This is a genomic window from Armatimonadota bacterium, from assembly GCA_031459855.1.
Taxonomy (GTDB): domain Bacteria; phylum Sysuimicrobiota; class Sysuimicrobiia; order Sysuimicrobiales; family Humicultoraceae; genus Fervidifonticultor; species Fervidifonticultor primus.
Map to the genome: position 1 here is coordinate 301,654 of JAVKHP010000001.1, position 18,234 is coordinate 319,887.

Sequence of the window (18,234 nt, forward strand, 5' to 3'; positions counted from 1 at the left end):
CGCCGACCCCACGGGCTACGATAGCCCGTGAGCGCGTCGACGCCGGTGCCGACGGCAGCGCTGGGCGACGCGCCAACGTGCGGGCGCGATCTGTCGGCCTGTCGGGCAATGCGCATGCACCCAGCTGTCCGACGATGCGCGTACACCATCTGCCCGGCGCACGGGCCGGGCGCCCGTGGAGGGAAGATGATGCGACTGCCCGTGCCCATGGCGATCCTCCTCGTGACCGTGCTCGCGGCCTCCGCCGTGCGCGCGCAACCGGAGGGCCCGGGCGGCGAGGGCTCCCGCCCCGAGGTGTCGCGCCCCGGCAGCCAGGTCGTCGGCGACGGGCTGATCGTCCCGGGCGAGCGCGTGGGGCCCGCGCGGCTCACCATGACCATCGAGCAGATCGTCGCGGCCGTCGGCACCAAGCCCCGGCGCGACGAGTTCCCCCGGGAAGGGATCGTGCTGTACGAGTGGCGCGCCGAGGGGCTGTGGGTCTCGCTGGCGATGGCCACGGGGCGGATCCGCCTGATCAGCGCGTTTGGCACCAACGACCGGTACCGCACCGACCGCGGCGTGTCGCTCATGATGCGGCGCGGCAGGATCGAGGAGGTCTACGGCAAGACCTACAAGGAATACCGCTACCCCGAGGACCGCGTGGCGCGGCTCCACTACGACGACCTGGGCCTGCAGTTCGGGCTCGTCCACCAGCCCGGCAACCCCGCACTGCACGACCGGATCTTCCAGATCGGGGTGTACCGGCCCGGCCACCTGGCCCCGGTGAAGCAGCCGGCGCGATAGTCCGGCGGCTCGGGGGGGTGCCGCTTGCGCGGCGCCGCGGGCGGCTCCTCTCCCCCGGCGGCGCCCTTCCCGCTAGTCGCTCGGGTAGGGCCGCCCCAGCGCCTCGGGCTTCGCCAGGCCCCAGCGGGCCCGGAACCATGGGGTCGAGATGACCGCCAGGATCACGATGGTCGTGACGAAGGGCACCGTGCGCCAGATGTAGCGCGAGAGCACGCCCGGCAGCAGGAGCTCCGGACTGAGCGAGAGCTGCCACATCAGGCCAAAGAGGAGCGCGCCGCCGAGCAAGATCACGGGATGCCACAACGAGAAGAAGACCAGGGCCAGGCTGACGAACCCCCACCCCATCAGGAAGTTGTAGTTCCACACGGGGTTGTAGGACAGGGTGTAGACTGCGCCGGACAGGCCCGCCAGCATGCCCCCGCCGATCACGCACAGGTACCGGACCGCGGCCACGTCGATGCCCGACGCTTCGGCCGCCGCCGGATTCTCGCCCACGGCGCGGATCGCGAGCCCCGGGCCGGTCCGGGCCAGCAGCCCCCATACCGCGAGCACCAGCACGACGCCCAGCAGCACGAACGGCGAGAGGCCCCACAGCGTCGGGAGACGGCCCAGCCCCAGCGGACCGGTGTGCGGGTTGCCGATGTAGGTCGTGAGCCCGAAGCTGAGGATCCACAGCCCCATGCCGCTCACGACCTGGTCACCGCGCAAGGTGATGGCGAAGAAGCCGTGGGCGCCGCCCAGCACGGCGCCGATGGCCAGCGCTGCCGCGAATCCCAGGGCATGGCTGGCGGCGGCCTGCGCTGCCAGGAACCCCAGCGTCCCGCCAAAGAGCATGACGCCCTCGAGCCCCACGTTGAGGACCCCGCCGCGCTGGTTCACGAGCTCGCCCAGGGCCGCGAAGAGGAAGACGGTGGAGGCCTCCAGGCTGCGCACGAGGAGTTCCGTCACGCGCCGCCCTCCGCTACCGCCGTCCACCTCCCGACGGCCCCACCGTGTCGTCGACGGGGCCACGGTCTGCCCGTCCGGGCACGGTCCGCCCAGGGCCGCTCCGCGCGCGGTGGTGGCCAGCGCCGCATCCGCCTGACCCGCATGGCCGTCCCCCCGCGGTCAGGGCCACCTGGGCGAGGGCGCCGGCGTGACCGCCAGCGCCACCGGCCGCCAGGCGATGCGGTAGTGGTACAGCACGTGCGAGCCGACGAACGTCATCATGAGCAGGCCCAGCATGGCGTAGTCGACGCCGAACGGCAGGCGCAGCGCGCCCTGCGCGAAGCGGGCGCCCAGCGAGAGCCCGGCGAACAGCACCGCGATGGGCACGGCGCCCAGCGAGCTGCCGCGGGCGATCAGGGCGCAGATGATCCCGTAGAACGCCAGGTCGCCGTAGAAGCCGTAGTTCCCCGGAATCTTGTAGAGCCCCGGGACGGCCCCGAAGTAGTGGTAGCCGGCCAGCCCCGCCAGCGCGCCGCCGACCACGAAGACGAGCACCGTGAGCCGCACCGGGGAGACACCGGCGTACCGTGCGGCCGCGGGGTTCTCGCCCAACGCCCGCACGCGGTAGCCGGCCGCGGTGCGGGCGAAGAAGAGATCGAGCAGCACGGCGGCGCCGAGCGCCACCGCGGCCGTGAGCGGGACGTCGAGCACCAGCGGCGCCCGCAGCGCCACCGGGAGGGTGAAGCTCTCGCCCTCGGCTGTGGCGCTCATGAACGGGCCGCCCTCCTTGATGAAGTTCGCGACGAGCCAGAACAGGATCGAGTTCAGCATCATGGTCACCAGGATCTCGTTCACCTGGAATCGGGCCCGCAGGAGGCCCACCGCCCCGGCGACTGCCGCGCCTGCGACGGCGGCGGCCGCCGCCATCAGCGCGACGAGCAGCACCGGGGGCAGCGGCAGGGCCTGCGGGTCGGCGCCCAGCGCAAACGGCACGGCGAACGCTGCCAGCGCGCCCGCGTAGACCTGGCCGGGCAACCCGATGTTCCACAGGCCCGCGCGCAGCGGGACCACGAACGCCACGGTGCACAGCAGCAGGTAGATGGCCCGGTGCACGGTGGCGACGAAACCCCGGGGGTTGAGGAACGCGTACGAGAAGATGGCCCGGTAGGCGGCGAGCACACCGGCCTCGCTGGAGAGGAACAGCACGCTGGACCCTGCCAGGGCCAGGGCGATGGCCAGGACCGCGGTCAGGACCGCGTGGGCGGCGGGACGCGTCGGCCGCCGCTCGAGCACCAGCGCGTAGCGCCCGAGCCTCACGCCAGGCCCGCCTCCTCCGGCCGCAGCCCCGCCATCATGGCGCCCACGGTCTCGGCGGAGGCAGCCTCGCGCGGCAGGATCGCCACGAACCGGCCCTCGTACATGGCCGCCACGCGGTCGGCGAGCGCCAGGATCTCGTCCAGGTCCTCGGAGATGAGCAGGACGGCCGCCCCGCCAGCCCGCGCCTCCAGGAGCTTGCCGCGCACGAACGCAGCCGCCTCGACGTCCAGCCCCTGCGTGGGCAGGTGGGCGATGAGCACGCGCGGCGCGCGGGCGAGGACCCGGCCCAGGATGAGCTTTTGGAGGTTGCCACCCGAGAGGTGCTGCGCCGGGACCCGCGGGCCGGGCGCCTGGACCCGATAGCTTGCGAGGATGCGCGCCGTCAGGGCCTCGAGCCCCGCGTAGTCGAACAGACCGCGCCGGGTGTACGCCGGGTCGAAGTGGAAGTTCATCGCGGTGTTCTCGACCAGCGAGAACGTCGCGATGGAGGCCACCGTGGTGCGCTCTGCGGGGATGTACCCGATGCCCAGCCGCCACCGCTCCAGGGGCGAGGCCGCGGTGATGTCGCGGCCGTCCAGACGCACGGTCCCGCTGGCCGCGGGCCGCAACCCCGCCAGGACCTGGGCGAGTTCCTCCTGGCCATTGCCCGTGACGCCGGCCACGCCCAGGATCTCGCCCGCGTGGAGCGCAAACGAGAGGCCGCGCAGTGCCAACAGGTTCTTGTCGTTGTAGGCCGCCAGGTGGTCCGCCTCCAGCACGGGCCGCCCGGCCGTCGTCGGGGCGTCGACCGTCGGGGCGGCGACCTCCTGGCCGATCATGTGCTGCACCAGCGTCGCTTCCGTTGCCGCAGCGGTCGGCAGGCGCGCGACGACCCGCCCCGCCCGGAGCACCGTCACGCGGTGGCTGATCGCCATCACGATCGGCAGCTTGTGGGTGACGAGCAGCACCGTGAGCCCCTGCTCTGCCACCATGGCCCGGAGCACGTCCAGCAGGGTCTTCACCTCGGGCGGCGTCAGGGCGGAGGTGGGCTCGTCGAGGATCAGAATCCTGGCGCCGCCGTAGAGCGCTTTGAGAATCTCGACCCACTGCTTCTCGCCCTCGGAGAGCTGCCAGACCTTCGCCCCCAGGTCGATGGCGAGGCCATAGCGGGCGCAGTAGGCTTCGAGGTCCCGGCGGGCCCGGCGCAGATCGAGCACGCCGCGGGCCCGCGGATGGCCCAGGATGACGTTCTCGACCACCGTGTGGGCCGCTACGAGCCTGCGGGTCTGGTGCACCATGCCGATCCCCGCGGCAAGCGCGTCGTGGGGGGACCGGAACGCCACCGGCCGGCCACGCAGGACGAGCTGGCCCTCGTCCGGGTGCACCAGGCCGAAGAGGACGTTCATCAGGGTGGTCTTGCCGGCGCCGTTCTGGCCGAGGATCGCCTGCACCTCGCCGGCACGCACGTCGAGGTCGACGCGGTCCAGCGCCAGCACCCCGGGGAACCGCTTGGTGATGCCCCGGGCCTCCAGGATGACCTCGCCGGCCGGTGTGTCGTGGTGCACTAGTGCCGACCCCGGGACGCGCACGGTGCGAGGCGGGCGCGGCAGCACGGCGTGTCGCCTGTCGGGCCGATGGCCGGGCGCCACTGACCATCACCGTGCGGGCCACGGGGAGCGCGCGAGGGACGCGACCGGTCGCTTGTCGGCCCGGTAGGCCCAGGACGCCTCCTCCCGGCGCTGGCAGCCCCGGGAGGAGACGTCCACGTCACGACCCTGCGCGCCGCGGCCACGTCACCGGCGCGGGAGCGGCCCCCGCCGTCTACGCCCCGCGCAGCCCCGGCGCCCGCGTGGGGCCTCACCGAAGGATGGTCATGCCCTCCAGCGCGAAGTTGAACTTCGACAGCAGCCACTCGTCCGAGGGCATCTCCCCGGCTTTCTTGACGACGGTCCCCCGGGCCGGAATCGGCAGGTCCTTGAGCGCCAGGCCGGTGCCGTTGCTCACCAGGGCGTGGGCCTGGAAGGGATCCCACTCGCCCTTCATCATCTGCTCGCGGCGCTGCGCGACGAGCCGCACGATCGTCTCGGGCAGCGCCCGGCGTGCCTTGGGGCTGATGGCCTCCACACCGATCTTCTTGTTGTTCATGATGTCCACCGCGCTGACCACGGTCCCGTCGGCCAGGGTCATGGTGTCCCGCATGCCCAGGTACAGCAACGTGCGCGGCGACAGGCTGCCGGCCAGCTTGGCTCGCACCATGCGGTCGTAGAGAACCTCCCAGCGCGTATCGAACGAGATGGCCACGGTGTCGGTGTTCGACCACCCGTAGAAGCCCACGATGTCCATGTCCTTGCCCACGAACCAGATGCCCCGCTCCTGCGCCACGTCCAGCGGCGAGCCCGAGTCGGTCTGCTGGGTGAGCACGTCGACCCGGTGCTGGCTCACCAGGGTCCGGGCCACCTCGCGTTCCTCGGTGGGCTTGTACCAGTCGCCCACGTACTTGATGTAGACGTTCACGCGCTTGCCCAGCGCCCGGGCTGCGTCCTGCACGCCCAGGTGGAAGCCCGCCGTACGGCGCAGCACCTGGATGTTGGGGAACGCCGAGACGACCCCGATGTTGCCGGTCTTGGTCAGGGCGCCGGCGACGAGCCCTTCCAGGTAGAGCGCCTGGTACTGGCGCGGGAAGAACCGGATGAAGTTGGGCTTCTGGGAGATGTCGCTGGCGACTACCGAGCCGAAGTAGACGTTGGGGTAGCGGTCGGCGATCTCCCGCAGCGGCAACCCCATGAACTCCGCGTTGCCCACCACGATGCTCGCGCCCTGGCGGATCAGCTCCTCGGCGAACGGCACCGTGGCGTCGGGGCCCACTTCCTCGCGGTAGACGTACTTCACGTTGGGGTACTTGGCCGCGATGCGCTGCCCGGCGCGGTGGTGCGCGCCGGACCACGTGGTGCCCTTGATCACGCTGAAGTGCAGGATAGCCAGGGTCACCGTGGGCCCGGCCGCCGCCGACGTCGGCGCGGGCTGCCACGCCGCGGCGCCCGCCAGCAACGCGACCAGCACCGCCGCGACGGCGACCAGGCGGCCTGCCGCGATCCCCCTGCGCACACGAGCCTCTCCAGCCATAGGCGCTCCTCCCTCAAGGGTGTTGTGCTTCTCATTCCGCAGCCGCCGCCCGGCCCCCTGCCCGCCGCGCATCCGAGGGGCTGCCCCTGCATCCCCGCCGCCACGACGTGAGGCTTGTGCGGGAGATCCCCAGGCGGCCGCTCACGCCGCCTGCAACGCGGACCCGGTGGTCGCGGCATTCACGCTTGATCATCAGCCTGGTTGCCGTGGCCGGCATTCAGGTCTGGTCTGCAACGCGGACCCGGTGGCGGCGCATTCACGCACGAGACTGCCCGCAGGCGCCCCGCGGCGGCGCGCCGCCCGGCACGCACGGACGACCACGTGCGCCACCATCGGCGGCCGCGCCTTCCGGCGGCTCAGAAGAACGTCGCCGTGCGCTTGGCGCCGGTGTAGTCGAGGTAGACGACCTTGAGCTCGCTGTAGAAGTCGATGGCCACGCTCCCCTGCTCCCGCGGGCCCACGCCGGTGGCCTTGGTGCCGCCGAAGGGCAGGTGCGCTTCGCCGCCCACCGTGGGGTTGTTGATGTGGACGATCCCCACTTCGCTGCGGTCGACGAACCGCATCGCCTTCGCCAGGTCCTGCGTGTAGATGGATGAGGCGAGCCCGTAGGGCACCGCGTTGGCGGCCTCGACCGCCGCGTCGAAGTCGGGCACGCGACAGACCGCCAGCACGGGGCCGAAGATCTCTTCCTGGAAGATGCGCATCCGGGGCGTGACGTGGTCGAAGATGGTGGGCTCGACGAAGTACCCCCGGCCGTAGGCGCCCTCGGTCAGGCGCCGGCCACCGGTGACCAGCCGGGCGCCCTCCTCCTGCCCGATGGCGATGTAGCGCAGCACCGTCTTCATCTGGGACTCGTCCACCGAGGGCCCCATCTGGGTGCGGGGGTCGAGCCCGTCGCCGACCACCAGGGCCCGCGCCCGCGCCGCCAGTTCCTCCACGAACCGGTCGGCGATGCGCTCGACGACGATGACCCGGCTGGTGGCGGTGCAGCGCTGGCCCGTCGACCCATAGGCACCCTGGATCGTGCCCGCCAGCGCCAGCTCCAGGTCGGCGTCCTCCAGGACGACGACCGGGTTCTTGCCGCCCATCTCGGCCTGCACGCGTCGACCGCCGGCGGCCGCCCGTTCGTAGAGCTTGATCCCCACCTCGTTGGAGCCGGTGAAGGACACGGCGCGCACCGCAGGGTGCGTGATCAGCTCGTCGCCGACGGTGCTGCCCGGCCCGATGACCATGTTCAGCACCCCGTCGGGCAGGCCGGCCTCCTGGAAGAGCTCCACGAGCGCCGAGGCGGTCCACGGCGTCAGCGTGGCGGGTTTGAAGACCACGGTGTTGCCGCAGACCAGCGCGGGCGCCAGCTTCCAGATGGGGATGGCCGCCGGGAAGTTCCACGGGGTGATCACCGCCACGACGCCCAGCGGCTCGCGCACGGTGTAGGTGAAGGTGTTGGGCAGCTCGCTGGGCAGCGTCTCCCCCCGCAGGCGCCGCCCCTCGCCGGCGATGTACTCGAGGATGTTGCGGCTGCGCACGAGCTCGCCCGTGGACTCGGCGAGGGTCTTGCCCTCCTCGCGGGTGAGGATCTCCGCCAGCTGCGGCATCTTCCGCTCGAAGAGCTCCAGCACCTTGAACAGGATGCGGCCGCGCACGGGGCCCGGCGTGGCGCGCCACCGGGGGAACGCGTCGACCGCGGCCTGGATCGCGGCGCGCGCCTCCTCGCGCGTCGACAGTGGCACCTGGCCCAGCACCTCGCCCGTGGCGGGGTTGCGGTTGGCGACCAGGCGGTCGGAGGACGAGGCGACCCAGCGGCCGCCGATGAAGTTCTTGTAGGTCTGCTCGCTCGCCGCGATGGCCATGGTCCACCCTCCCCGGCACAGTGTCGGCGGGGAATGCCTTCTGCGGCGCCGCACAGCAGTCCTGGCGCCGGCCCGGCACCGTTCCCACGCCGGCCTCACCGCACGAGCGCCAGCACCCCGAGCCCCAGGTACGTGAGCACGCCGGCGGTCGAGATGCTCACCAGCCAGCCCGCCGGCGCGAGCCAGAAGATGCGCCGGTTCACCGCCACGATGCCCTTGGTGAGCCCGACCCCTACCACCGCGCCCACCATGGCCTGGGACGTGGAGACCGGCACGCCGACCTGGGTGAAGAGGTGGGTGGTCAGCGCGGTGGCCGCGGCGGCCACCAGCGCGGAGGCGGGGTCGAGCGCGGTGATCTGGTTGCCCACCAGCAGGATCACACGGCGGCTGAAGGTCAGGACGCCCGCGGCGATCGCCGCACCGCCCAGCGCCGCACCGGCCGCCGGGGTCAGCACGCCCGCGGCGACGGCTGGCGCCATGGCGTTGCCCACGTTGTTGGACCCCAGGGCGTAGGCGGCGTAGCAGCCCACCAGCACGGCCGCGACGCGGACGAGCCGGTCGAAGCGCCGCGCGTCCAGCCCGCGTATCCCCTGCAGGACGGCCAGCAGACGGTAGAGCAGGTAGGCGATGCCGCCGGCACCCACAGGCGCCGTCACCATCGACGCCAGCATCTTGGCCAGGATCCCCCGGTGGATCCCGGTGGGCTCCGTCGTCCCCACCGCCACCAGCGCCCCGACGATCGCGTGCGACGTCGAGATGGGCATCCCCAGCGCAGTCATCAGGTGGACGCTCATCCCGGCCCCCAGCGTGGCCACGGCGGCGGTGTGCGGGCGCAGGCGCGTCAGGCCCCCCACGGTGCCGAACACCTTCTGGCCTTCGACCACGGCGCCCAGGAAGGCGAACACCGCGGCGAGGACCACCGCGCGGCGGAACGCGATCACACCGGCCCCGATCTGCGGGCCAAACGTGTTGGCGGCGTCGTTGGCGCCGACGCCCCACCCGAGGTAGAGGGCCGGCAGGAGCGCCAGCATCTACAGCTTGAGGCCGATCAGCAGGATCTCCAGCCGGTCGCCGGCGTCTTCCACGTCGTCGGAGATCTCGGTGAGCGCCTCCAGGAACGCCTTGACGTGCATGCGCGCGGCCAGCGGCAGGGTCGAGGTGAAGATCTGGCGCGTGAGCTTCCACTCGTGGTCGTCGATGGTGGACTCGGTGATCCCCACCTGCTTGAGCCGCTCGCGGATGGCACCCTGGTCACCGCCGGTCAGGTACAGCGTGACCGCCTCGTGCAGCGCCGCAAACGTCTCGCGGGTGAGGCGGACGATCTCGCGCAGGCTCTCGGCGTACTCGGCGGGGATCTCGGGGCGCTGGCCGAGCAGGAAGTCGCAGGTGACCTCGGCCGCGTCGGCGATCATGTCCACCCGTTCGGCGAAGTCGTGGATGTCGGGCCGGGCCACGGGCAGGAACGCCCCACGGTAGAGCAGGTCGATCACCGCCCGCCGCAGGTGGTCGGCTTCGGTCTCCAGGTGGTCGACCTCGATGGCGCCGGCCTTGGCTTCGTCGAGGCGTCCGGCCAGGTAGTCGTCGAGCACTTCGCCTGCCCGCGCCACGCACTCGCCGACCTTGTCGAGGTGCCGGCGCATCAACGCCCGGACCTCGGCTTCGCGGCCCTGCCCGAAGAGGAACTCGACGACCCTGCTCACCCTCGCACCTCCAGCGCCGTGCGGCGCTGCGCCCGCCGATCCCGGCGCGGAGCCGCCGGCCATCCGCACGCCGTGCCCGCGCCTGTGCCCTGGGCCCGCGCGAACGACCGCCGGCGATGACGCCCTCCGTGCCGGCCGGCGTCGTCGGGCGCTGGCCCGTGCTCCGTGACTTCGGTGTCGGACGCAGGGCGCCCTCCGCTGCGCCCGCCGTGCGGCGCACGGCGCACCAGGCGCCGCGCAGGGGGCCACGCGTGCGGTCTGCGCCGGCACGGCTGCAGGCTCCCGGCCGCATCGGCTCTGGCCCATCTGCGGGCGCACCCGCGGGCAGCGTGCGTGCGGGACGCGTACGCCCGGCGGTCGTGGGACGGGCTGCCATGCGGCGGCGGGGCTGCGGGCGCACCGACGGACAGCGTGCGCGCGACACCGCGCGGCATCCGCCGGACGGCCGCGCGGAGCTCCGCGCTCGGGAGGAGCCGGTTGGCACGGTCCCGAAACAACACTTCTCTTCCGCCCGGCGAGACCGGCCGGGTGGCGCCCTGGAGGGTCCGGATGGCGACCCGCTGGTTCGGCGCGCGGATCCCGCGCAACGAGGACCCGCGCCTGCTGACAGGACACGGCACGTACATCGACGACCTCCAGCTCCCGGGCCTGCTGCACGCGGCCTTCTACCGGAGCCCCCACGCCCACGCGCGCGTGGTGCGTCTGGACGTCAGCCGGGCGCGGGCGCATCCGGGCGTGGTGGCGGTCTTCACCGCCGCGGACCTCCCGCCGGGGATCCGCGGGCCGCTGCCCAAACTCATCCCCCACCCGGCCCTGGTCCACCACAAGACCCAGGTGGCGCTGGCCGGCGACGTGGTCCGTCACGTCGGCGAGCCCGTGGCGATGGTGGTGGCGACCAGCCGGTACGTGGCCGAGGACGCCGCGGACCTGATCGCAGTGGAGTTCGACCCGCTGCCCGCCGTGGTGGACCTGGAGGCGGCGGTCCGACCGGGCAGCCCGCGCGTGCACGACGACGTGCCCGACAACGTCGCCGCCCACTACACCCAGCGCGTGGGCGACGTGGAGGCGGCGTTCGCGCGGGCCGCCCATGTGTTCCGCGAGCGGTTCGTGATCGACCGGGGTGCCTCGTCGCCCATCGAGACCCGCGGGGTCGTGGCCCAGTGGGAGGCCAGGACCCGGCAACTCGTGGTGTGGGACACGACGCAGGCGCCCATCCGAATCCGGAACTTCCTCGCCCAGCTCTTCGGGCTGTCGCTGAACGACGTGCGGGTGGTGGCCCCCGACATCGGCGGCGGATTCGGTCCCAAGATCATGATGTGCTACCCGGAGGAGATCCTGGTCCCCCACGCCGCCATGGTCCTGGGGCGCCCCGTGAAGTGGATCGAGGACCGGCGCGAGCACTTCGTGGCCACCAACCACGAGCGCGTGCAAATCTACGACGCGGCCATCGCCGTCGACCGGGACGGGCGCATCGAGGGCGTGCGGGTCGAGTTCCTGCACGACACCGGCGCCTACATCGCCTACGGCCTGATCGTGCCCATCGTGGCCAGCACCACGCTGCCAGGGCCGTACCGCATCCCCAACTACCATGCGGAGTTCAAGGCGGTGTTCACCAACAAGACCCAGGTGAGCCCCTACCGGGGGGCCGGCCGCCCGCACGGCGTCTTCGTCATGGAACGGCTGCTGGACCGCGTGGCGCGAGAGCTGGGGCTGGACCGCGCCGAGGTGCGGCGGCGCAACCTGGTGCAGCCCGACGACTTCCCCTACGACGTCGGGCTGATCTACCAGGACAACGCGCCCCTGATCTACGACAGTGGCAACTACCCTGCGGTGCTCGAGACCGCGCTGGAGGCCATCGGCTACCGCGACTGGCCGACGGCGAAGGCCCGGGCCGCGCGCGAGGGCCGCCGGGTGGGGCTGGGGCTGGCGATGTACGTGGAAGGGACAGGGATCGGCCCGTACGAGGGCTGCCGCATCACGGTGGAGCCCTCGGGCAAGGTGTTCGCGGCCACCAGCGTGGGCACCCAGGGCCAGGGCCACTACACGGCCTTCGCGCAGATCATCGCCGACGCCCTGGGCGTGGACGTGCGGGACGTCACCGTCACCACCGGCGACACCGCCGCCTTCCAGTGGGGCACGGGCACCTTCGCCAGCCGCGCCGCCGTGGTGGCCGGCAACGCCGTGGCGCTGGCCGCGCAGGCCGTCCGCGAGAAGACGTTGACCGTGGCCGCCACCCTGCTGGAAGCCCGTCGGGAGGACCTGGAGCTCTCGGGGGGCAAAGTCTTCGTACGGGGCGCGCCGGGACGCGCCGTGACGCTGGGCGAGGTGGCCGCTGCGGCCAACCCGCTGCGCGGCGTCATCCCCCGCGAGTGGGAAGGGCCCGGGCTGGAGGCCACGCGCTACTTCGCGCCCCCGCGCGGGACGTTCGCGGCGGGGTGTCACGCGGCGGTGCTGGAGGTCGATCCCGACACCGGCCTGGTGCGCATCCTGCGCTACGTCGTGGTGCACGACTGCGGTCCGGTCATCAACCCGTTGATCCTCGAGGGGCAGATCCGGGGCGGCGTCGCGCAGGGCATTGGTGGCGCGTTCTACGAGCGCCTGGTGTACGACGACACGGGGCAGCTGCTGACCCAGACGTTCATGGACTACCTGCTGCCCACGATCGCGGAGGTGGCCCCCATCGAGATCCGACACCTCGAGACGCCCTCGCCCCTGAACCCGCTGGGGCTCAAGGGCGCCGGCGAAGCCGGCGTGATCCCCGTGCCGGCGGTGTTCGCGTCGGCGCTGGACGACGCCCTGGGAACCTGGATCACCGAGATGCCGCTGTCGCCCGCGCGCGTGCGTGAGCTCGCCGCGCAGGCGGCGCTGCCCGCAGGAGGCCGGCGGTGAAACCCGCACCGTTCCAGTACCTGGCACCCCGCACGCGCGACGAGGCCCTGGAGGCGCTGCGCCAGTTCGGCCCCGACGCCAAGGTGCTGGCGGGCGGGCAGAGCCTGGTGCCGCTGCTGGCGATGCGCCTGGCGCGGCCCGCGGTGCTCGTCGACATCAACCGCGTGCCCGACCTGGCGTTCGTCCGGGCCGCCCGCGGGGCGATCGTGATCGGGGCCATGACGCGTCAGCGCACGGTCGAGACCCACCCACTGGTGGCCACGCAGTTGCCCCTGCTGCGCGAGGCCCTGCGGTGGGTCGGGCACCCGCAGATCCGTACCCGCGGTACCATCGGCGGCAGCCTGGCCCACGCCGATCCCGCAGCCGAGCTGCCGGCGGTCGCCTCGGTGCTGGGGGCGACGTTCAAGGTGGTCAGCCGGCGCCGCCAGCGGACGCTTGGCTGTGAGGAGTTCTTCACCGGCTACCTGACCACAGCGCTGGAGCCCGACGAGCTGCTCACCGAGATCCGCTTCCCGGTGCCGCCGCCCAGGACGGGCTGGGCGTTCCAGGAAGTGGCGCGGCGCCACGGCGACTTCGCCCTGGTGGGTGTGGCCGCGCTGGTGCGGCTCGACGGTGACCGGCGGTGCATCGAGGCGCGGCTGGCGTTCACCGGTGTCGGACCCGGACCGGTGCGGGTGGCCGACGCCGAGGCGCTGCTCGTCGGACGCGCGCTCACGCGCGAGGCGGCCGACGAGGCCGGACGCGCGGTGACGGCCGCGCTCGAGCCCGAGGGCGACATCCACGCCAGCGCCGAGTACCGCAAGCACGTGGCCGGCGTGCTGGCGGCGCGGGCGCTCCTGCAGGCGGCAGAGAGGGTGCAGACATGAGGCGATCGGGGAAGCGGATGCTGCAGCCGGTCACCCACGCCGAGGTGCGCATGCGCATCAACGGCGCGGAGGTCGTGCGCACCGTAGAGGTGCGCCGGACCCTGGCCGACTTCATCCGCGAGGACGCAGGGCTCACGGGCACCCACCTGGGGTGCGAGCACGGAGTCTGCGGCGCGTGCACGGTGCTGCTGGACGGCGAGCCGGTGCGCTCGTGCCTGCTGTTCGCGGTGCAGGCCGACGGGCACGAGATCACGACGGTCGAGGCCCTGGGCACGCCCGAGCACCTGTCGCCGCTGCAGCAGGCGTTCCGCGACTACCACGCGCTGCAGTGCGGCTTCTGCACACCGGGCTTCCTGATGAGCGCCCATGCCCTGTTGCGGGACAACCCGCAGGCCTCCGACGAGGAGATCCTGGAGGTGCTCGCCGGCCACCTGTGTCGGTGCACCGGCTACACGTCGATCTTCGACGCCGTGCGGGCGGCGGCCGGGCGGCCGCCCGGGCCGCCGCCCGCAGAGCCCTGGCCCACGCCGACCGGTGCCGGCGCGTCGTCGGCAGCGCCGGACGCCGCCGGGGGGACCGCGCCGACTACGCCCGAGCCGCATGCAGGGTGAGGCGGCGGCCGATGTGCCGTTCGCCCTGCCCGTAGCGGTCGTGCATCGCAGCCAAGCCCTCTGGACGACGACGCGCGCGGCGCCGCGCCTGCGGCTACCGGCAGTCCGGGTGGCCACCCCGCTGGCGGCGCTCGCGCACACCCGGGGCACCGCGCGGGTGCTGGCGACCTTCCAGCGGAGCGCCTACCTCGAGCTGGTCGACATCGAGCACGAGCTCGCGGCCATCGAGAACGCTGCTCCCGTAGAGGCTCTCGAGGCGGGGGCTGGCGCCAACCGGGCTTCCCCTGGGAGCCCTACCCGGGGCGCCGGTGCTCGGGTCACCCTCCAGGAAGCCGGATTGCCTGATACACGCAGCGCCGCACCCGGGGCCGATGGAGCCCACGAGGACCGTTCGGGGCGGACGCGCGCGCACGCCGGGGACGTCCCGCGCCTGGTCGCGCTCACCTCGCCGCACCTGGAACCAGGCCCGTTCGACGCCGCAGTCGCCGGCTTCGAGCACCTGCGCGCTGCGCTGTACGCCACTGCAGGACCGGTGCGGCTGGACCGGGGTGTGCTGACGGTCGGTGACGTCGAGGTGAACCTCCGCGCGGGCGCGCGCTGGGACCCCGAGGTGCCCCGGCCCTGGGGCGACGGGGATGCCCCTCATACGTCTGCCGCACGCCGGGCGGTCGAGCAGGTGCTGCGCGAGGCTGCGCCTCCCGAGAGCCTGGCCGGGCTGCTGTGGAGAGGCGGGCTCCCCGCGGACCACACGCTCGCGCATCGTGGGCATCCCGAGCGTCTGGGGGGGCTGCCCTCGACAGGCGCAGACCTCCCCGACCGTCTCGCGCCCTTCGCCCGGGCCCTGGAGATCCTTGCGTCGCTCTTCTACCAGCCCGCGCGCGCGGGACTTCCTGCCGCGCGCGGATCGGGTGAGGCGCTGCTCGACCGCACCCTGCCCAATGTGCGGCAGCCTGACGATGCGTGCGCGCAGGCCGCCGCGCTCGTTGCCGGGCTGGGGCCCGGGCTGACGCCCTCGGGTGACGACCTGCTGTGTGGCGTCATGCTGGCCACGTGGGTCTGGCCCACGCTCGCGGGCGCAGAGCATGCGGCCGAGGTGCGCGCGCGGATCGCAACGGCGGCCCGCCCGCGCACGACGCGGGTGGGCGCCGCGTACCTGCTGGCGGCACAGCGCGGGTGGGCGCCCAGGCCCTGGCACCGGCTGGCCCGGGCGCTGGACAACGCCCCGGCCGCGCGCGCAGCCGCCCTGCAGGTGGTGGCCATCGGCGAGACCTCGGGCGCTGACGGGCTCACCGGCTTCTGCTGGGCCTGGCGGGTGGTGTCGGGCCCGCAGGAGTCGTGAGGGCGGCGTGCCGGTCGTTCCATCCCGCGCGGCGACGCGGTCGGCCAGCCCACGCTGGACACGCGACGGCTGGCTGCTGACGGTCTGTGCCTCCCGCGCCGCCACCCAGCTCGTCTTCCTCATCTACCCGGCGGCGGTGACCGTGCTGCGGCCGGCCTGGCAGATGTCGGCCGCGGCGGCCGGCTCGATCTCCACCGGCTTCCAGCTGGGGTTCGCTGTCTCGCTGTTTGGCTGCTCGTGGCTGGCCGATCGGATCGGCGCGCGACGCGTCTACCTCGCATCGCTGGTCGCCGCAGCCGTGGCCGCCACGGCGTTCGCCCTGTTCGCGCGCTCGTACCGCTCGGGCTTGGTCCTCTACACGCTGGTGGCGCTGACCCTGGGCGGCACCTACACGACCCTGATCATGCTCATCGCCGACCGCTACGAGCCCGCGCGCCGGGGCGGCGCCATGGGCTGGCTCATCGCTGCGTCGTCGCTGGGTTCGGCGGTCTCGCTGGCCTCCGCCGGGGTGACGCTGCCGCGGGGTGGCTACCCGCTGGCCTTCGCCGTGGCGTCCGGCGGCGTGGTCACGGGCGCGGTGCTCGGCTGGCTCGCCATGCGCGGCGTCCCCAACGTGGTGCACCGACGCGGCACGCACCTGCGCTTCCGCCAGGACGTCGGGCGCAACCCGGCCGCGGTGCGGCTGATTGCGGGCTACGTCTTCCACAGCTGGGAGCTGCTGGCGATGTGGGCCTGGACGCCGGCGTTCCTCGCGGCGAGCCTAGCAGCCACCGGCGCGTCGGCCGGCCGCGCGCTGGCGGGCGCGTCGTACGTCGCGGCCGGCTTTCATCTCATCGGCCTGCTGGCGTCTGCCACCATGGGCCGGCTGTCCGACCGCCTGGGCCGCCGCACCGTCCTGGTGTGGCTGGCCGGGGCCAGCGCGGCGTGCTCGCTGGTCATCGGCTGGCTGGTCGCCGCGCCGCCGGCGGTCGTGGTGGGCGTCGGCGCCCTCTACGCCTTCACCGCCCTGGGCGACTCCCCGGTGCTCTCGGTGGCGCTGACCGAAGCGGTCCCACCGGCGTTCCTGGGCACGACGCTGGCGCTGCGCTCGCTGCTGGGGTTTGGGGCTGGCGCCGTGGCGCCGCTGGTGTTCGGTGTGGTGCTGGACGCGACCAATCCGCCGGGCATCCCGGTGGTCTGGGGCTGGGCGTACACGGCGCTGGGCGCCGGGGGCGTGCTGGCGACGGCGTGCGCGCTCTCCCTGAAGCGCGAGCACGCATGATCAGGTCAATTTCACAGGCGCACATGCCCGCCGATGGCAGGTCGGCCGGGCACACACGGCGCTGCACGTGGCGCCAGTGTCACCGTCGCGCAGCCACCGTCGTCCCGGCGGCGCGGCCGGCCGCGCGCGTGTTCGCCTGCGCGGAGGCCTTGGAGCGTGTGGGGTCGCCCTCAGCCGCTGACCGCAGAGCCCGCCCCGGCAGGCACGCTGGCGTCGGCAGCCCCCGCCCGCCGCACCCGCAGCCGCGCCGCGGCCCGCTCGGTCATGCGGCAGAACGCGCAGACCTCGGTGGTGGTGGGCTGGCCGCAGTGCTGGCATGCGCGCAGCGCCACGGGCGCGGGCGCAGCGGCGAGGTGAGGACGGAGCTTCTCGAGGAAGTTCCAGTAGAGGCTCTGCTTGGTGCCCGGGGCCTCGCGCTCCAGCAGGTTCAGCGCCTCCTTGAGCAGCAGCGACCGGGCACCGACGCTGTTGGGACACTCCTCCACGATGTAGTCGATGCCGCGCAGCACCGCGTAGGCGGCGGTCTCGCGCTCGGCCAGCCGGTACAGCGGCTTCACCTTGCGCACCAGCCCGGCGGGCGAGCCCTCGAGCACGGGCGCCTGGCGGGCCAGGGCCTCGACCTGGCCGCTGATCAGGTTGCCCAGCAGCACCGCGGCCTCGTCGTCCAGGTTGTGGGCGGTGGCGACGACGTCGAAGCCGTGGTCGCGCGCGATCTTGTTGAACAGGTAGCGCTTCGAGAGCCCGCACGCCGAGCACGACACCCGGCCCGAGGCTGCCGCCAGCTCGTCGACGCCCATGCCGTACTCGGCGGGGAGGTCGGCGATCAGCAGCTCGGCGTCGCGCGCCTGCGCGAAGGCCACGCACTTCTCCTGCGAGACGCGGGAGTAGTCGCCGATGCCCAGGTGGACGTACAGGCCGGCAGCGCGGTAGCCCAGACGCAGCAGGACGTCCCACAGCGCCAGGCTGTCCTTGCCGCCCGAGACGCAGACCAGCACCCGGTCGGTGCGGGTGAACATCCGGTCGCGCTCGATCGCCCGCTGCACCTGCGCTTCGAACCACTCGAGGAAGTGCGGGGCGCAGAACGCCGCTCGGTGCCGTCGAATCTCGACCGCGGCCCTCTCCGGGCACTTGGCACACCGCATGCTGCTAACCCGCCCCGGTGGTCGCCACGCGATGCGTGAGGATCCCGATCGCGCGCGCGCCGACGTGCTCCCGGACAGGCCTCCGACGCACCGCGCGGACCGCTGCGGCACTCCCGGTGGCCCGCAGGCCCCTCGAGACGAGCGGTCCGCCCGGCACCGCGGCACGCCCGCCGCCCGAGATCACCGGTCGCAGCTCGATCCGGTCGCCGTCGTGCAGCTCGGCGTCGTGCGTGAGCAGGTCGCTGCCCCGGATGACGAGGTAGGCTTCGGGGTTGAGCTGCAGGCGCTGGAACACGTCGCGCACGCGGCGCACGCCGTCGAGCTCCAGGTCCTTGCGCTGGTGACGCACCGTGATGGACACGCAGTTCCCCTCGCGACGAACTCCGGCGAGCGCCCCACCACACACCGGCGACGGCCAGGCGCTGTGGGCCGCTCGCGACGGATCTC

15 protein-coding genes are annotated in these 18,234 nt (G+C 73.3%); 6 read left to right on the forward strand and 9 right to left on the reverse strand.

What is annotated here, in order from left to right:
• Positions 1 to 186: 186 nt before the first annotated feature.
• The gene (locus tag QN157_01360) at positions 187 to 783 is read left to right on the forward strand and encodes a hypothetical protein (GenBank protein MDR7554232.1); all 597 of its coding nucleotides are present in this window, start codon (positions 187 to 189) and stop codon (positions 781 to 783) included.
• Positions 784 to 855: 72 nt separating this feature from the next.
• Here QN157_01360 and QN157_01365 read toward each other — a convergent pair whose 3' ends face one another.
• The 7 genes from QN157_01365 to QN157_01395 all read right to left on the reverse strand — a co-directional run bounded on the left by QN157_01365 (position 856) and on the right by QN157_01395 (position 9,679).
• Positions 856 to 1,731 carry an ABC transporter permease gene (locus QN157_01365; protein MDR7554233.1) on the reverse strand — a complete coding sequence of 292 codons (876 nt, stop codon included), beginning with the start codon at positions 1,729 to 1,731 and terminating at the stop codon, positions 856 to 858.
• A gap of 159 nt (positions 1,732 to 1,890) precedes the next feature.
• On the reverse strand, positions 1,891 to 3,027 hold the full coding sequence (locus QN157_01370) for an ABC transporter permease (GenBank protein MDR7554234.1): 1,137 nt from the start codon (positions 3,025 to 3,027) through the stop codon (positions 1,891 to 1,893).
• A complete protein-coding gene (locus QN157_01375) occupies positions 3,024 to 4,571 on the reverse strand; it encodes an ABC transporter ATP-binding protein (protein ID MDR7554235.1) in 1,548 nt (515 codons plus the stop codon). Before QN157_01375 ends, QN157_01370 begins: the two co-directional genes overlap by 4 nt.
• A 292-nt stretch (positions 4,572 to 4,863) precedes the next feature.
• Entirely contained in the window at positions 4,864 to 6,111 is a 1,248-nt protein-coding gene (locus tag QN157_01380; protein ID MDR7554236.1) for a BMP family ABC transporter substrate-binding protein, read from the reverse strand.
• Positions 6,112 to 6,485: 374 nt separating this feature from the next.
• Positions 6,486 to 7,979, reverse strand: coding sequence for an aldehyde dehydrogenase family protein (locus QN157_01385; protein MDR7554237.1), 1,494 nt, complete (start codon positions 7,977 to 7,979; stop codon positions 6,486 to 6,488).
• Positions 7,980 to 8,074: 95 nt separating this feature from the next.
• Positions 8,075 to 9,010, reverse strand: coding sequence for an anion permease (locus QN157_01390; protein ID MDR7554238.1), 936 nt, complete (start codon positions 9,008 to 9,010; stop codon positions 8,075 to 8,077).
• Positions 9,011 to 9,679: a DUF47 family protein gene (locus tag QN157_01395; protein ID MDR7554239.1), complete on the reverse strand. Its 669-nt coding sequence runs from the start codon at positions 9,677 to 9,679 to the stop codon at positions 9,011 to 9,013.
• A gap of 549 nt (positions 9,680 to 10,228) precedes the next feature.
• Here QN157_01395 and QN157_01400 point away from each other — a divergent pair.
• Genes QN157_01400 through QN157_01420 form a run of 5 tightly spaced genes read left to right on the forward strand, consistent with a single transcriptional unit; the run spans position 10,229 to position 16,645 of the window.
• Positions 10,229 to 12,568, forward strand: a complete 2,340-nt coding sequence (locus tag QN157_01400; protein MDR7554240.1) for a xanthine dehydrogenase family protein molybdopterin-binding subunit — start codon at positions 10,229 to 10,231, stop codon at positions 12,566 to 12,568.
• Positions 12,565 to 13,434, forward strand: coding sequence for a xanthine dehydrogenase family protein subunit M (locus QN157_01405; GenBank protein MDR7554241.1), 870 nt, complete (start codon positions 12,565 to 12,567; stop codon positions 13,432 to 13,434). Before QN157_01400 ends, QN157_01405 begins: the two co-directional genes overlap by 4 nt.
• Positions 13,435 to 13,484: 50 nt before the next feature.
• Positions 13,485 to 14,045 carry a (2Fe-2S)-binding protein gene (locus QN157_01410; protein ID MDR7554242.1) on the forward strand — a complete coding sequence of 187 codons (561 nt, stop codon included), beginning with the start codon at positions 13,485 to 13,487 and terminating at the stop codon, positions 14,043 to 14,045.
• Positions 14,035 to 15,384 carry a DUF2877 domain-containing protein gene (locus QN157_01415; protein MDR7554243.1) on the forward strand — a complete coding sequence of 450 codons (1,350 nt, stop codon included), beginning with the start codon at positions 14,035 to 14,037 and terminating at the stop codon, positions 15,382 to 15,384. Before QN157_01410 ends, QN157_01415 begins: the two co-directional genes overlap by 11 nt.
• A gap of 7 nt (positions 15,385 to 15,391) precedes the next feature.
• Positions 15,392 to 16,645 carry an MFS transporter gene (locus QN157_01420; protein ID MDR7554244.1) on the forward strand — a complete coding sequence of 418 codons (1,254 nt, stop codon included), beginning with the start codon at positions 15,392 to 15,394 and terminating at the stop codon, positions 16,643 to 16,645.
• Between the two features lie 170 nt (positions 16,646 to 16,815).
• Here QN157_01420 and QN157_01425 read toward each other — a convergent pair whose 3' ends face one another.
• Both QN157_01425 and QN157_01430 read right to left on the reverse strand, forming a co-directional pair.
• Positions 16,816 to 17,787 carry an ATP-binding protein gene (locus QN157_01425; GenBank protein ID MDR7554245.1) on the reverse strand — a complete coding sequence of 324 codons (972 nt, stop codon included), beginning with the start codon at positions 17,785 to 17,787 and terminating at the stop codon, positions 16,816 to 16,818.
• A gap of 4 nt (positions 17,788 to 17,791) precedes the next feature.
• Entirely contained in the window at positions 17,792 to 18,148 is a 357-nt protein-coding gene (locus QN157_01430) for a hypothetical protein (protein ID MDR7554246.1), read from the reverse strand.
• Positions 18,149 to 18,234 lie beyond the last annotated feature (86 nt).

What these genes read in the sequence shown, in the direction of transcription:
- QN157_01360 (MDR7554232.1), top strand. Translation starts at nt 187, where the DNA reads ATGATGCGACTGCCCGTGCCCATGGCGATCCTCCTCGTGACCGTGCTC.
- QN157_01385 (MDR7554237.1), bottom strand. Translation starts at nt 7,979, where the DNA reads ATGGCCATCGCGGCGAGCGAGCAGACCTACAAGAACTTCATCGGCGGC.
- QN157_01390 (MDR7554238.1), bottom strand. Translation starts at nt 9,010, where the DNA reads ATGCTGGCGCTCCTGCCGGCCCTCTACCTCGGGTGGGGCGTCGGCGCC.
- QN157_01400 (MDR7554240.1), top strand. Translation starts at nt 10,229, where the DNA reads ATGGCGACCCGCTGGTTCGGCGCGCGGATCCCGCGCAACGAGGACCCG.
- QN157_01410 (MDR7554242.1), top strand. Translation starts at nt 13,485, where the DNA reads ATGCGCATCAACGGCGCGGAGGTCGTGCGCACCGTAGAGGTGCGCCGG.
- QN157_01415 (MDR7554243.1), top strand. Translation starts at nt 14,035, where the DNA reads ATGCAGGGTGAGGCGGCGGCCGATGTGCCGTTCGCCCTGCCCGTAGCG.
- QN157_01425 (MDR7554245.1), bottom strand. Translation starts at nt 17,787, where the DNA reads ATGCGGTGTGCCAAGTGCCCGGAGAGGGCCGCGGTCGAGATTCGACGG.